This is a genomic window from Myxococcus sp. CA040A, from assembly GCF_013336725.1.
Taxonomy (GTDB): domain Bacteria; phylum Myxococcota; class Myxococcia; order Myxococcales; family Myxococcaceae; genus Myxococcus; species Myxococcus llanfairpwllgwyngyllgogerychwyrndrobwllllantysiliogogogochensis.
The window spans coordinates 558,305-571,699 of record NZ_JABUMR010000007.1; the positions used below are offsets into that span (position 1 = coordinate 558,305).

Below are 13,395 nucleotides of genomic sequence, written 5' to 3' on the forward strand. Positions count from 1 at the left end.
CCCCTTCGAGTCTTGGCACGACTTGGGCGGCCCACGCCGCACGAGGAAAGGTGCTGCCTGTGGCGCGCGCTCACCACCCGGTGAGCAGCCCGACAGGCTGGCGCCCACTTCTGATGCCGGCTACCGGACATGCACGCGGCACCTCGGGAAGACCCCATCGGGCATGAGCACCGTTGGCTCGGGAGTGTCCTCTCACTCCGGGAGCCTCAAGCCATGTTGGATGTCGTGGATGTCGGCAAGCGCTCACTCGCCACCTATCGCGGTGTCGCTCCCGACGCGCAGCTCGACGCCCTCTCCCACTGCGCCGAACGACTGCGCGGCGCTCGCTGTCTGCACCTCAGCGCCACGCCCTATGGGGGAGGCGTCTCCGAAATCCTCCGCTCGCTGGTCCCCCTCTACAACGACCTGGGCATCGTGACCGACTGGAAGCTCATCCACGGCGACGAGGCCTTCTTCCAGGTCACCAAACGCATCCACAACGGGCTCCAGGGCGCTCCGGGCGAGCTCACCGAGTCCGAGAAGGCCATCTATCTGGCCAACTCCCAGCTCAACGCCCGCCGACTCATCTCCGACTCCGAGGACTACGACTTCATCTTCGTCCACGACCCGCAGCCCGCGGCGCTCGCGGCCCTCAGCGGCAATCGCGACGCGCGATGGATATGGCGCTGCCATATCGACACCTCTCGACCCAACCCCAGCTTCTGGGAGCTGCTGTCGCCCTACCTGCTCGACTACGACGCCGCCATCTTCACCCTGCCGGAGTTCATTCCTCCCGCGCTCCCCATCCGGAACGTGCGCGTCCACGCGCCAGCCATCGACCCGCTCAGCCCCAAGAACCATCCTCTTCCCGAGCCCCTCGCGCGCGACGTGCTCGAGTGGATTGGCATCCGCACCCACCGGCCCCTCGTCACGCAGGTCAGTCGCTTTGACCGCTGGAAGGACCCGCTGGGCGTCGTCCGCGCCTACCAGCGCGTGCGTCCACATGTCCCCGACCTGCAGCTCGCCCTGGTCGGCTCGCTCGCCCTGGATGACCCCGAGGGCTGGGAGGTCTACGAGGAGCTCCGCGCGGCCACCCGGCACGATGGACTCATCCACGTCCTCACCAATCTGGTCGGCGTGGGCAACATCGAGGTCAACGCACTCCAGGCTCGCTCGGAGGTCGTCGTCCAGAAGTCCCTGCGCGAAGGCTTCGGGCTCGTCGTCTCCGAAGCGCTCTGGAAGGGCACTCCCGTCGTCGGCGGGCGCACGGGCGGCATTCCGCTGCAGCTTCCCGAGGGAACTGGCGGAGTCCTCGTGGACACAGAGGAGGAGTGCGCCGAGGCCCTGCTCCACCTGCTGCGCCAGCCCGACGAGGCCCACCTCCTGGGTGAACGCGGGCGAGAGCATGTGCGCCAGCACTTCCTCATGCCACGGCTGCTGCTGGACCACCTGAGGCTGCTCGACGCCATGTCCTCCGCACGGCCCCTCCCCGCCCGAGACATCGTCCCATCGCATCCTTCCCCCCTCTCTCTTCAGGGGGTGTGACGTGCGCTCACGCCACGTCCAGTTCGGGAAGACCGGAGCCGCGTTGCTCTTGATGGTGATGGCCCTGGGCCTGCTCGCGGCGACACCTCCAGCGAGCCCCACGCCCGGCTCATCCACCGTGGCCTCCTGTGAGCTGGAAGGCGTGGTGGACACCGGCTCGGGCGCCTATCTGTCCGACTGCGTGCGGCGCGCGGAGGCCGGTGGACACTCGGCGCTGCTGGTTCGACTGGATACGCCGGGCGGCTCGCTGGAGGCGACTCGCGCCATCGTCCGGGCGTTCCTTGGATCCTCCGTGCCGGTGCTCGTCTGGGTGGGGCCCTCCGGCGCGCATGCGGGCAGCGCGGGCGTCTTCATCACCCTGGCTTCCACGCTTGCGGCCATGGCTCCCGGCACCAACATCGGCGCCGCGCACCCTGTCGCGGGAATCACCGGGCAGGACCCGGAGGCGACCGGCGGTGCTCAGATGGCTCGGAAGGTGGAGAACGACACCGTCGCGTTCGCGGAGAGCATCGCTCGGCAGCGGGGCCGCAATGCCTCGTGGGCCGCCTCCGCCGTGCGCGACAGCGTCTCCATCAGCGCGAACGCCGCCGTCGAACTGCGCGTGGTGGAGCACCTCGCTTCCAGCGAGTCGGAGTTCCTCGCGTGGGCGGATGGACGCTCGGTGCAGGTGGCGGGGGGCGATACGGTGCGGCTGTCCACTCGCGACGCCCGACTCGTGGAGCTGACTCCGAGCCTTTCACAGCGCGCGGTCCATGCGCTCGCGCATCCCGCGATTGTCTATCTGCTGTTCCTCATGGCCGCGCTGGGACTGGTCGTCGAGCTGGCACACCCGGGTGGTATCGCCCCCGGACTCATCGGCGTGGTCGCGCTGGTGCTCGCGCTGGTGGCCTCATCCGCGCTGCCCGTGAGCACGGGGGCCTTGCTCCTCTTGCTGCTCGGCGCGGCGCTCATCATCGCGGAGCTGTTCGTCACCAGTGGATTGCTCGGCGCCACGGGCGTGGTGTTGCTGGGCCTGGGGGGACTGTTCCTGGTGGACCGCGTGGACCCGGACTGGTTCGTGGACCGCTCCTTCGGGGTGTCGTGGGCGTGGCTGATTCCCACCACGTTGGTCCTCGCGGGCGCGGCGGCCTATGTCGCGTGGAGGAGCGCGCAGACGCGGCGACTGCCCCAGCGCGGCGGAGACGTGGGACTCGTGGGCGAGGAGGGCACCACGCTGGCCCCCGTCACTCCCGAGAGCGGTGAAGTGTTCGTCCATGGTGAGCGCTGGCGCGCCACCTCTCCCTCACCCATCCAGCGCGGCGCACACGTGGTGGTGCGGCGCGTGGAAGGGCTCACCCTCTTCGTCGACGAGGTGAAGACATGACCGACCTGTTCGGACTGCTCGGGTTCCTCATTCCGCTGGGCGTGCTCTTCCTGTTGTTCATGTCCGGAGTGCGCATCGTCAACGAGTACCAGAACGGCGTGGTGTTCCGGCTCGGCCGCTTCGTGGGGTTGAAGCGCGCGGGCTTTCGCTGGCTCATCCCCTTCGTGGAGCGCATGGTCATCATCGACCTGCGCACCGTGACTCGCGATGTGCCTCCGCAGGACGTCATCACCCGCGACAACGTCAGCGTGAAGGTCAACGCCGTCGTCTACTTCCGCGTCATCCAGGCGGACAAGGCCGTGCTCCAGGTGGAGGATTATCTCTATGCCACCAGCCAGCTCGCGCAGACGACGCTGCGCGCGATTCTGGGTCAGGTGGAGCTGGACCAACTCCTCAGCGAGCGCGAGCGCATCAACCACGAAATCCAGCAGGTGCTCGACGCGCGCACGGACCCGTGGGGCATCAAGGTCTCCAACGTGGAGGTGAAGCACATCGACCTGCCCCCGGAGATGCAGCGGGCCATCGCTCGACAGGCGGAGGCCGAGCGCGAGCGTCGCGCGAAAATCATCGCCGCCGAAGGTGAACACCAGGCCGCCGAGAAGCTCGCCATGGCGGCGGACGTGCTCAGCCGCAACCCCGCCACGCTCCAGCTCCGCTATCTGCAGACGCTGGTGGAAATCACCACGGGCGGCAATCACACCATCCTCCCCATCCCGCTCGACATCCTGCGCGCCGTCGGCGCCGCGGCGGCTCGCAGCGGCTTCGGCTCGGGAGAGGACGACAGGCGCCACTCCAACAGTCATGGCGACGAGGACGGACCTCCCGTGGGTGGCCTCACCTGACGCGGCCCTCTACAGGCGCGGTGGCGGGCGGGTGATTCCGAAGAGTTCCTCCCGCTCCAGCTTGATGGCCAGGCGGCTCAGCCGCAGCGAGGCCAACGCGAGCACCGCCACCGCTCCCAGCAACAACACGCCAATGGCGAAGGACAACACCGGCAGCGACTCCGGGATGTCGAGCTGACGCTTCGTCAAATACAGCAACGACGTCACCACGAACGCCAACAGCGCCGTGTACGTGAGCGCGATGGCCCTCGCGAGTATCGCGTGCCGCCGGTCCAGGATGACCACCTCCTGCCGCAACAAATCCCGCCGCGAGTTCCCCTCCGGCAACTGCCGCGCCTCCCTCAACATCTCCCGCATCCGCGTCGTCATCCGCGCAATCTGGTTGTCCAACCCCGTCGCCACGATGCCACACGCCGACACCATCACCGCCGGCGTCACCGCCGTCCCAATCAGCCGTATCGACGAGAGGTCCAACCCATCCGACACACCGTTCATCCCCCCTCTGTTCCACCCCTCCCCTCCCCCATGCAACCCACCCCTCGGCCCCCTCCTCACCCCTCGAACTCGACAGTCCATCTCGACACTCGAACCGCTCATTCCGACACCGACCCACCCGGGCATCTCGACACCATCCTCGCGAAAACTCGACACTGACGACTTGACACTTACAGTGTCGAGTCATACTGTCTGAGTCGTGAACACGCGGAAGACACAGAGCGAGTGGAAGCTGGCGGAGCTGGCCGAGGAGGCGGGCGTCTCGCCACGCACGGTGCGCTACTACGTCCAGCGGGGTCTGCTCCCCGCACCGCCCTTTCGGGGGCCGGACACCGTGTATGGCGAGGAGCACGTCATACGACTCAAGGCCATCCGGGTCCTCCAGGCACGGTTCCTCCCCTTGGATGCCATCCAGGTGGAGCTCCAGCGCCTGTCGCTCGACGAGCTGCGCAAGCTCGCCGAGTCGGACGTCACCCCGACTCCGCCCACGTACGGGCCGACGAGCCTCACCGATTCACAAATCGTGGCACCGCCGGCCACCGGCCCGCGTCCCACGACGACGACACGCTACCAGCGCTGGGAACTCATCCCCGGTCTGGAGCTGCATGTGGCGGATTCAGCGGATGCCAAGGTTCGAGCCCTCGCCGAGCGCGTACGGGCCCTCATCGAAGAGTTCCAGGACAAGGAGAAGCCATGACGAAAGAGCATGCAGGGCTGTTCACTCGCGAGGGCGCGCAGGTTCCCCTTCAGGGCGTCGAAGTCACTGGTGAGCTGCTCGGCGGACATGCGCGCGTGCGCGTGCGCCAGCGCTACCGCAACGACGAGCCCCGCCCCATCGAAGCCGTCTACACCTTCCCCCTTCCGTCCGATGGCACCCTCTCCGCCTTCTCCATGACGTGCGCGGGCCGCCGCGTCGAAGGCATCGTCAAGGAGCGCGAGGAGGCCTTCCGCGCCTATGACGACGCCGTCACCGCGGGCCATGGCGCCGCCCTGCTCGACGAGGAGCGCTCCAACGTCTTCACCGCCCAGGTGGGCAACCTCCTCCCCAACGAGGAGACCATCGTCGAGGTGGAGTTCCTGCAGGCCGTCACCGCCGAGGAAGGCAGCGTCCGGTGGATGCTCCCCACGCTCGTCGCCCCGCGCTACATCCCCGGCAAGCCCGCCGGAGACCGCACCGGCCACGGCAGCGCCGAGCCCACGCCGCGCGTCCCCGACGCGGACCGCATCTCTCCTCCCATCGGACAGGTGCAGTACGGCCTGCGCATGGACCTGCTCGTCGACCTGGGCCGCGAGGTCATCGTCGAGAGCCCCTCGCACGCCATCACCGTCACCCGCGAGAGCGGCACCCGCGCCCGCGTGAGCTTCTCTCGCGGAGAGGTGTCCCTGGACCGCGACCTGGTCCTCTCCCTGCGCAGCTCCGATACGAGCGCCGTCTTCACCCCGCTCGCCACGCACCGCAAGGGCGACAAGCCCGGCACGTTCGCCCTCACCGTGGTGCCCGACCTCCTGGGCATGGCCTCCGCGCCCCCCAAGCAGGAGGTCATCTTCCTGGTGGACGTCTCCGGCTCCATGGACGGCGACAGCCTGCCCCAGGCCCAGGCCGCGCTCCGGCTCTGCTTGCGACACCTGCGCGAAGGCGACCGCTTCAACGTCATCGCCTTCGAGAGTTCCTTCCACTCCTTTCAGCCCCTGCCCGTGCCCTTCACCCAGCGCATGCTGGAAGAGGCGGACCGGTGGGTGGCTGCGCTCCGGGCCGGCGGCGGAACGGAGCTGCTCGGGCCTATGCAGACCGCCGCTCGCACCGCGCCGGACGGCGTGCTCGTGCTCTTGACGGACGGACAGGTGGGCAACGAGGACGAAATCCTCCGCGCCGTGCTCGCCGAGCGGAAGTCGGCGCGCGTGTACTCATTCGGCATCGGCACCAACGTCAGTGATGCCCTGCTGCGCGACATGGCGAAGCAGACCGGCGGCGACGTGGAGTTCATCCACCCCGGCGAGCGCATCGACGACAAGGTCGTCGCCCAGTTCTCCCGCGCGCTCGCGCCGCGCATCACTGAACTCCAGGTCTACTTCGACGGCGTCGAGGGCGCGGAGCTGGCCCCCGGCGAGCTGCCTCCCATGGTCGACGGCATGCCCTGGACGCTCCTGGGCCGCTACCCCACGCCGGGCACCGGCAAGGTGACGCTGCGGGGCCGCTCGGGCCGCGAGCCCTTCGCGCTCACCATTCGCGTGGACTTTCCCGCCGAGTCGGACCGTCCCGCCGTGGAGAAGTTGTGGGCCGCCGAGCGCATCAAGGGCTGGGAGGCCGCGAGCCTCACCGGCCGCCGCGCCGACTCCATGAAGAAGCGCATCGTCGAGCTCGCCGTCGAGCACCAGATTGTCACGCGCTACACGTCCTTCGTCGTCGTGGAGGAGCGCACCGGTGACAGGCGCGCCTCGGGCCAGCCGGAGACGCGCGTCGTCCCGGTGAATGCGCCCGCGGGCTGGGCCATGTTCGGCACGCAGAAGCACGAAGAGGCCGAGGTCGCTCCCATCATCCAGCGCCCCGGTGCGCGAAGCCGGGGTGGTAGCGCACCCGTGGCCGCGGGCCCCCCGTCGAGGCAGGCCCCCGCTCACGCCGTCATGGCTTCCGCCGGCGGACCCCCGCCTCCTCCCGCCCCCGCACCGGCCGCCCCGCTCAGGAAGCTTGTCAGCACGGCCCAGGCCCCGGACATGGCGAAGAAGAAGAAGGGAGGCCTCCTGGGAGGCCTCTTCGGAGGAGGCTCGGCCGAAAAGTCCGTGATGAAGGAGTCGAAGATGGAGCCACCCTCCTACTCCGATGATGACGACACCTACGCGGACGGCCTGGCCTCCGAGCAGGAGGAGGGCTTCTCCGCGTCCGCCCGCGACGCCGCCCCCCAGGAAGCGGGGGCCGAGGCCCTGCTGGGACGACAGCTGGCCAATGGACTGTGGGCGGGGACCGGCCCCGGACCGGAGCCCGTGCAGCAGGCTCGCGCCACCGCGCTCGCGCTGCTGGAGCTCTTGCGCGAGGGCATCACCAGCAGCCACGCGCTGCATGGTGCCCAGGTGAAGAAGGCGGTGGAGGCCCTGCTGACGCTCGCCGCCCAGCTCACCGGCGCTCCCGAGGTCGCGGAGCTGGCCCTGGGCGTGGCCTGGCTCGTCGCGGCGGGCCCGCGCACCCGGGGTCGCATCGAGCAGGCGGCCAGGCCCCTCGCCGGGCTCAACGGCCGACTGGGCAACGACGCCGAGCTGCGTCAGCACGTCGATACGCTCGCCACCCGCTGACGCGGCGCTTCTGGGCAGGACTCCTTGAAGTCTCCGGCGACCTCGGCCCCTCCCTCGTGAACGGGCCGAGGTCGTCGCATAGAGTGGGTGGCGCCCATGACGCTCGCCACCCTCCTGCTCGTTGCTCTCAGTGCCACCCAAGTCGGGGATGAAGCGCAGACCGCACCTGCCTCATCAGCACCTCTCACGTCGGAGACCCTGACGGCGCCTCCGTTGATGACCACGCCCGACGCGTGCCCTCCCGAAGCGGAGGCTCGCTACAACGAGGGCTTCAACGCGCTCATCCAAGGCAAGGACACCCAGGCCTCCGAGGCCTTCACCGAGGTCCTCGCCGTCTGTCCCCAGCACCCCTACGCCACCGAGTTCGGACGGCTCACCCGGGCCCGGCTCAAGCCCGGCGCGAAGCTGGCGCAGGCGGCGGTCTATGAGAATACGGAGCGTCGCTCGGGCGCCGCCGTCGCCTCGCTGACGGTGGTGCAGACGCTGCACGGCGCGACGCAGGGCATCCTGCTGTGCGCCATCGCGGACTGCAGGGACCAGGGCTACGTGGCCGCGTCCATGCTCGGAGCGGGCGCGGGAGTCACCAGCGCGCTGCTGCTGTCGCAAGGTGGCATCACCTCCGGGCAGGCGGCCGTCATCAACTCCGGCACCGTATGGGGTTTCTGGTTCGGCATCGCGTCGATGCTCGCCTTCGACCTGGAGGACGATGATGCGCTGAGGGCCGCCATCATCGGCGGCGCGGGCTTCACCGGCGTGGGCGTCCTGCTCGCCAACCTGGTGCAGCCCACCGCGGGGCAGGTGTCCATGGCCAACTCCGGTGGCCTGTGGGCCGGCGTGGTGACGGCCCTGTTCCTGGCCACGTCGGAGAGCGACAACACGAAGGCCTTCTTCGCCGCCGAGCTGGCCGCGACGTCCGCCGGCATCATCGGCTTCGCGGTGCTGTCGCGCAGCCTGCCCGTGTCCCGGGGCCGCATGCTGCTCATCGACGCGGGCGGCATCGTCGGCGGACTGCTCGGCGCCAGCACCATGTACACCTTCACGGGCGGCGACGACGGCGACAGCGGCGACAACGGCGACGCCATCCTCATCAGCGCGGGCGTCGGCGTCCTGGGCGGGCTGGCCCTCACGGCCTATCTCACGCGCAACTTCGACGCGCCCCGGCTCCCCCAGGTGATGTTGACTCCCACCCTGATGGGCAAGGAAGGCGCGGGCATGGCGCTGGCGGGTCAGTTCTAATCACGCCGCCTCGCAGTGCCTGGAAAGCGCCCATGCCCGTCGACTCCACCGCCCTTGCGTCCCTCCAACATCAGCGCGCGCTGCGCGTCCGTCAGGTGAAGGAGTGGGGAGAAATCCTCACCGGCTTCGAGGGACGCAACAAGTACCAGGTGGTAGGGGACGACGGAGAGACGGTCTTCTTCGCGGGCGAGGTGGGCAGCGGGCTGGGCCTGCTGTTGCTGCGCAACTTCTTCAAGGCCAAACGCCCCTTCACGATGGAGCTGAAGTCGCCCTCGGGCGCCGTCGCGCTGCGGCTGCGACGGCCGTGGCGCTTCTGGCTGGCCCGCATGGATGTGGAGGACGGCGACGGGCGACTCCTGGGCAGCGTGCGCCAGCGCTTCCGCTTCTTCACGCGCGCCTATGACATCGTCGGCCCCGGCGGAGAGGAGCTGGGCCACCTGCGCGGCCCGCTCTTCCGTCCGTGGACGTTCGTGATTGAAGAGGGCGGTCGCGAGGTCGGCACCATCGCCAAGCGGTGGAGCGGCTTCGGCAAGGAGCTGTTCACCGACGCCGACAGCTTCGGCGTCCAGTTCGACGGCGCCCTGAGGGGCGCGCTCCTGCGCACCCTGGCCGTGGCCGCCACGTTCCTCATCGACTTCGTCCACTTCGAGAACCGGCGCGAGAACAAGGACTGAGCCCCCGCGCCAGGGCTCACGACGGGCGTCGCTTCTGCGCCGCCAATCCCAGCGCCGTCAGCAGCCACGCGAGCGATGCGCCCGGTCCTCCCGTCGCGCAGTCATCACACCCGTCCGGCTTCGAGTCCCGGATTCGCACCACGGCCTCCACCGGTGCGCTCTGGAGCTTCCCGTCACTCGCCACCACTCGCAGCTTCACCTCCGTGGGCTCCTTCACCTTCGGCCCCGTGAAGCGCACCGTCGCCGTGGTCGCTCCCTCCAGTGTCACCGGCGGCCCCGAGGTCTGGGTCCACGCGTACGTCAGCGCATCCCCTTCGGGGTCCGTTCCCTCCGCCGTCACCTCGACGCGGCTCTCCTCGTTCACCTCCTGCTCCGGCACCGGACTCACCACGGGCGCCTGGTTGAGGCACAGCCCCGCGTCGTCCACCACCGTGGTGAACGGCGTGTTCACCAGCCCCTCGAAGTGGAGGTCGTCGACATCCCAGCCAGCGAGCGTGGCGAAGACGCTGTCGATGAAGTCGGTGCCGTAGAGGAAGCGCACGCGCACCGTCTGGCCCGCGTACGTCATGCCCAGGTCCACGCTCACCGTCTCGAACGCGGGGTAGGCGCTGTTCCTCGCGCTGTAGACGGGACGGCCCGCGAGCGGATTCTCGTAGCCCCAGGGGTCCTCGAGGAAGGCGTTGTACGTGGGCGTCGCCGCCTCGCCGAGGTCCGTCCACGTCTGCCCATCATCCGTGCTCAGCTCGATGACGGCCCCATCGAGATAGACGGGCGGCGCTTCGTCCTCGAAATAGGTCTCGATGTCGTGGCGATGTCGGAAGGTGAAACGCAGCGGCCGGTCCGTGGCCACCTGGAGCGGGGGCGAGACCAGGGCCCGCAGCCCCACATGGCTCAGGTTGGGGGCATGGAACAGATATCCCCCTTCAGCGGAGACTTCACGCACCCAGGACCTCCTGCTGTCCAAGGGGTCGTGCTCGAAGCGCCAGGGGTGCCGCTCCGCATCCACCGTCTCCGTCGCGCTCGACGCGAGCACCTCATCCCGGCTCACCCAGAGCGGAAGCGACGCGGTCTGGTCTCCCGGCACGGTCTGCGCTTCGTCCCGGAAGGCGAGGCTCATGTTGAGCCATCGTCGCGACATGCCTCCCAGGAGCTCCACGGGGAACTCCGCGCGAACCTCCTGGAAGGGGGCGGACGGAGGAATGGACCAGGTGCTCCCCTCGGGGAATATCAGGTCGCCCGAGTCGCTCGTCGCCGTCAGGGTCGACCGCTCCAACCGCCCCGTCCCCGCATTGCGGACCGTGAGGCGCACGCGTGCCTGTTCTCCCACATCCAGGATGCCGTCGTCGTCACAGGAGCGCGCGCCCTGAATCAGCTCCAAGCGCACAAGGGACAGGTCCTTGCCTGAATAGAAGCTCTCGACGACTCCCGCGTGGTCCAGGGAGTCTCGATGCGGAGCCACCGCCCTCAGGCCAGCGCCACGTCGGGCGAACGCCTGGGAGAAGAGCTCGAAGTCGCGGGAGTCTCGCGCCAACGCCGCCGCGAGCAGGGCATCCCGCGCCTCCAGGAACGTGGGGTCCACGGGCGTCAGCTTGAGCGATGCGACGAGGTACTCCTTCATTCGCGACTGGGCCTCCGCGAACGACAGGCGTTCCGTGTCGCGCAGGAGCGCCACGTAGCACTCCCACAGCATGATGGCCCACACCTCTCCGGAGTTGTGGAACTCCGCGTTCGGCCACTGCGCGGGCTCGTCGTTGAAAGGGATTCCCTCCGGCAGGGACACTCCGTCCTGGATGAGCCGGAAGGTGAGCGGGTTGCGGCCCAGGTCCGTCGTGTATGGATAGCGACGGACCCCCCAGTAGTATGCCTGATTGGCTTCAGCCGCCCGGAGGTACCCGTTGGGGACATACACACCGCTGAAGTGCGCGTTCGCGGGAAGTTGCGCGTCTTCCGCGCGCGCCTTCAGCAGCAGCGCCGCGAAGTCGCTCCAACCCTCGCCCATCGATGAACCCTGCCCATTCAACAGGCCGACACCGTCACCGACGAGGCGATTGGACATGTAGTGCATCCACTCGTGAGCGAGGAGGCCCGAGTCGAGCGCGCCATCCCTGGCGGGCCCCCCTCGCACGAGCCGCAGCGTCGTCTCTCCTTCCTCGAGCGCCGCGCGCACCAGCGCTCCCGTCTCGGTCGTGACGCCGGCCAAGGGGATGGTGACGACACTGGAGCGACCGGGAAAGCCCACGACATTCCGGACAAGGTTCCGCGGGGCGATGAGGACAGCGACCGCTCCCGCCTGCTGTGCGTGCATCGCCTTGATGAGCGAGTCGCACCTCCTGCCCCCATCCACGACCGCGACCTTGCCCTGGACTTCCGCCGCGTTCGTCAATGGCTCGCAGGCATCGTTGACCGTGCCGCCCGCCACCCCGTCCACGGCCAGCACCGCGTTGGCGCTGACGTCGAACACCTGGGGGCCGTAGTCCGCGAACCCCAGCATGAAGGGCCCCTGCGTACCCCCAGAGGTCTGGACGTAGAGGTCCCTGGCGGAGCGGTTGTCGTAGAGCAAGAGCGTCATCAACGGCCGCGCCCCATCCGCCGGAGTGTCCATCATGGCGTTGTTGCGCGCCCAGAAAACCTGCGTCCCCACCACCATGGAGTCTTCCTCCAGCCCTCCCCTCCCGAAGTTGTCGTGCTGCGCGTTGCCCGCGGCCTCGTCGAAGCCCGAGTCGTAGAACCAGTCGTGCAGGAAGTTCGTGACATAGAAGGCGTGGGTGATGCCCGCCATCTGCTGCTCGTCGGTGATGCTCGGCCCGTGGCGATGGTCATAGCCATGGCTGAAGACCCCCGCCTCGGAGAGGACCGCGTACAGGTCCCCTGGGCCGTATTCGCCATAGGGGTCCACCAGGTCCGCGTAGGCCTCCACGTTGTTGCCCTCGGTGCGAGTGGCGCTCGGAGCCAGCCACGGGTCATTCCGACTGAAGGGCGCGTTGCGCAACGTCACCAGACTGGGAGCAACCAGGGGCGCCTGATAACCATCCGGCAGGCCCGTGGGGTGAGGGCTGCCCTGATGGCCCGTGGGGTCATGCAAGGGAACGAAGGGCGAAGCGGTGTCCGCCCATACCTTGTATGTGAAGGCCTCCGACTCCCGGGTGAGCGAGTGGCGGACGAGCAGCCGTCCATCGTCAGCGGCGATGACATACGCGTAGAGGTCGCCAGGTCCCTCGGTCACGGACTCGGTGCCCAGCTCCACGTAGTACGCCGGCACCAACGCGTCCGGCATCGGGTAGTAGACGGGCTTCGTCCTCGTGGTCCCTCGCAGCCGGACCGTCCTGGGACCCGGTGACAGCTCAAAGGACTGGTAGGGCGGCCGCGCGGGGCCCGTTTCAGCGAGGCTCGCTGGCGGCAACGCGTGTCCCTCCAGGTCACGGTAGGCCCGGGCAATCGCTTCGCGGGGCTGGAGGATGAACGCCGCGCCTTTCGAGAAGCGCGGAGTCGAGCCCACCGGACTCAGGTGCCCCGACATCGCCACCAGGGACTGGCGCGAATCCAACAACACCTTCAACGACTGGCGGAAGACCTCGATGCCCTCCACGCGCTGTCCGAAGGTGACGATTCCACCCCCGGAGGGAAGTCGCTGCACGGCTGTCACCGGCACATGGTCGGCGTCCGTGCGCTCCAGGCGATACACCGGTGCGTACCGCTCCAACAGCCCACGAGCGACCTGCTCGGGACGCTGGGGCGCGGCGCTCGCGGACACCTTCGCCTGGGTCCCGTCACCCCAGACGAAGGTGGGGACGCCGAGGCGCTCCTCTTCGTGTGCGATGGAAAGACCCGGAGCGTCCGGACGAGCGAGGTGTGCGAGCGAAGAAGACGGAGCCGTGGTGAAGACATCCACCGTCGGCAATCGCTCACGGGCCAGGACAGGAAACACCGTCACCAGGACGACACTGGCGAACAGACCGGACAGTCTCATGGCGAGCTC

Annotated in this window: 9 protein-coding genes; 7 read left to right on the forward strand and 2 right to left on the reverse strand. The window is 68.8% G+C overall.

Features of this window, described 5'->3' with window-relative positions; translation table 11 throughout:
* Window positions 1-213: 213 nt before the first annotated feature.
* From HUA75_RS32255 to HUA75_RS32265, 3 genes are read left to right on the forward strand one after another with little or no spacing between them, the layout of a single operon-like run.
* On the forward strand, window positions 214-1,524 hold the full coding sequence (locus HUA75_RS32255) for a glycosyltransferase (RefSeq protein WP_141645531.1): 1,311 nt from the start codon (window positions 214-216) through the stop codon (window positions 1,522-1,524).
* A 52-nt stretch (window positions 1,525-1,576) separates the two neighbouring features.
* Window positions 1,577-2,887 carry an NfeD family protein gene (locus HUA75_RS32260; RefSeq protein ID WP_174488649.1) on the forward strand — a complete coding sequence of 437 codons (1,311 nt, stop codon included), beginning with the start codon at window positions 1,577-1,579 and terminating at the stop codon, window positions 2,885-2,887.
* Window positions 2,884-3,729, forward strand: coding sequence for a slipin family protein (locus tag HUA75_RS32265; RefSeq protein ID WP_174488566.1), 846 nt, complete (start codon window positions 2,884-2,886; stop codon window positions 3,727-3,729). The genes HUA75_RS32260 and HUA75_RS32265 overlap by 4 nt, the downstream gene beginning before the upstream one ends.
* 9 nt (window positions 3,730-3,738) lie before the next feature.
* On the opposite strand, the gene HUA75_RS32270 is transcribed toward HUA75_RS32265, so the two are convergent.
* Window positions 3,739-4,224 carry a DUF2721 domain-containing protein gene (locus tag HUA75_RS32270; RefSeq protein WP_174457385.1) on the reverse strand — a complete coding sequence of 162 codons (486 nt, stop codon included), beginning with the start codon at window positions 4,222-4,224 and terminating at the stop codon, window positions 3,739-3,741.
* A gap of 199 nt (window positions 4,225-4,423) precedes the next feature.
* Between HUA75_RS32270 and HUA75_RS32275 the strand changes: the two genes are divergently transcribed.
* The 4 genes from HUA75_RS32275 (at window position 4,424) to HUA75_RS32290 (ending at window position 9,419) form a co-directional block, all read left to right on the forward strand.
* Window positions 4,424-4,921 (forward strand): MerR family transcriptional regulator, encoded by a 498-nt coding sequence (locus tag HUA75_RS32275; RefSeq protein WP_141649444.1) that lies wholly within the window; start codon window positions 4,424-4,426, stop codon window positions 4,919-4,921.
* On the forward strand, window positions 4,918-7,509 hold the full coding sequence (locus HUA75_RS32280; RefSeq protein WP_174488567.1) for a VIT domain-containing protein: 2,592 nt from the start codon (window positions 4,918-4,920) through the stop codon (window positions 7,507-7,509). Before HUA75_RS32275 ends, HUA75_RS32280 begins: the two co-directional genes overlap by 4 nt.
* 96 nt (window positions 7,510-7,605) lie before the next feature.
* Window positions 7,606-8,745, forward strand: a complete 1,140-nt coding sequence (locus HUA75_RS32285; RefSeq protein WP_174488568.1) for a hypothetical protein — start codon at window positions 7,606-7,608, stop codon at window positions 8,743-8,745.
* A gap of 32 nt (window positions 8,746-8,777) precedes the next feature.
* Window positions 8,778-9,419: a phospholipid scramblase-related protein gene (locus tag HUA75_RS32290; RefSeq protein WP_141647572.1), complete on the forward strand. Its 642-nt coding sequence runs from the start codon at window positions 8,778-8,780 to the stop codon at window positions 9,417-9,419.
* A 16-nt stretch (window positions 9,420-9,435) separates the two neighbouring features.
* Here HUA75_RS32290 and HUA75_RS32295 read toward each other — a convergent pair whose 3' ends face one another.
* The gene (locus HUA75_RS32295) at window positions 9,436-13,386 is read right to left on the reverse strand and encodes a myxosortase-dependent M36 family metallopeptidase (protein WP_174488569.1); all 3,951 of its coding nucleotides are present in this window, start codon (window positions 13,384-13,386) and stop codon (window positions 9,436-9,438) included.
* Window positions 13,387-13,395 lie beyond the last annotated feature (9 nt).

Excerpts from the sequence above, each read along its gene's own strand:
- HUA75_RS32255 (WP_141645531.1), top strand. The coding sequence starts at position 214 with ATGTTGGATGTCGTGGATGTCGGCAAGCGCTCACTCGCCACCTATCGC.
- HUA75_RS32260 (WP_174488649.1), top strand. The coding sequence starts at position 1,577 with ATGGTGATGGCCCTGGGCCTGCTCGCGGCGACACCTCCAGCGAGCCCC.
- HUA75_RS32265 (WP_174488566.1), top strand. The coding sequence starts at position 2,884 with ATGACCGACCTGTTCGGACTGCTCGGGTTCCTCATTCCGCTGGGCGTG.
- HUA75_RS32270 (WP_174457385.1), bottom strand. The coding sequence starts at position 4,224 with ATGAACGGTGTGTCGGATGGGTTGGACCTCTCGTCGATACGGCTGATT.
- HUA75_RS32280 (WP_174488567.1), top strand. The coding sequence starts at position 4,918 with ATGACGAAAGAGCATGCAGGGCTGTTCACTCGCGAGGGCGCGCAGGTT.
- HUA75_RS32285 (WP_174488568.1), top strand. The coding sequence starts at position 7,606 with ATGACGCTCGCCACCCTCCTGCTCGTTGCTCTCAGTGCCACCCAAGTC.
- HUA75_RS32290 (WP_141647572.1), top strand. The coding sequence starts at position 8,778 with ATGCCCGTCGACTCCACCGCCCTTGCGTCCCTCCAACATCAGCGCGCG.
- HUA75_RS32295 (WP_174488569.1), bottom strand. The coding sequence starts at position 13,386 with ATGAGACTGTCCGGTCTGTTCGCCAGTGTCGTCCTGGTGACGGTGTTT.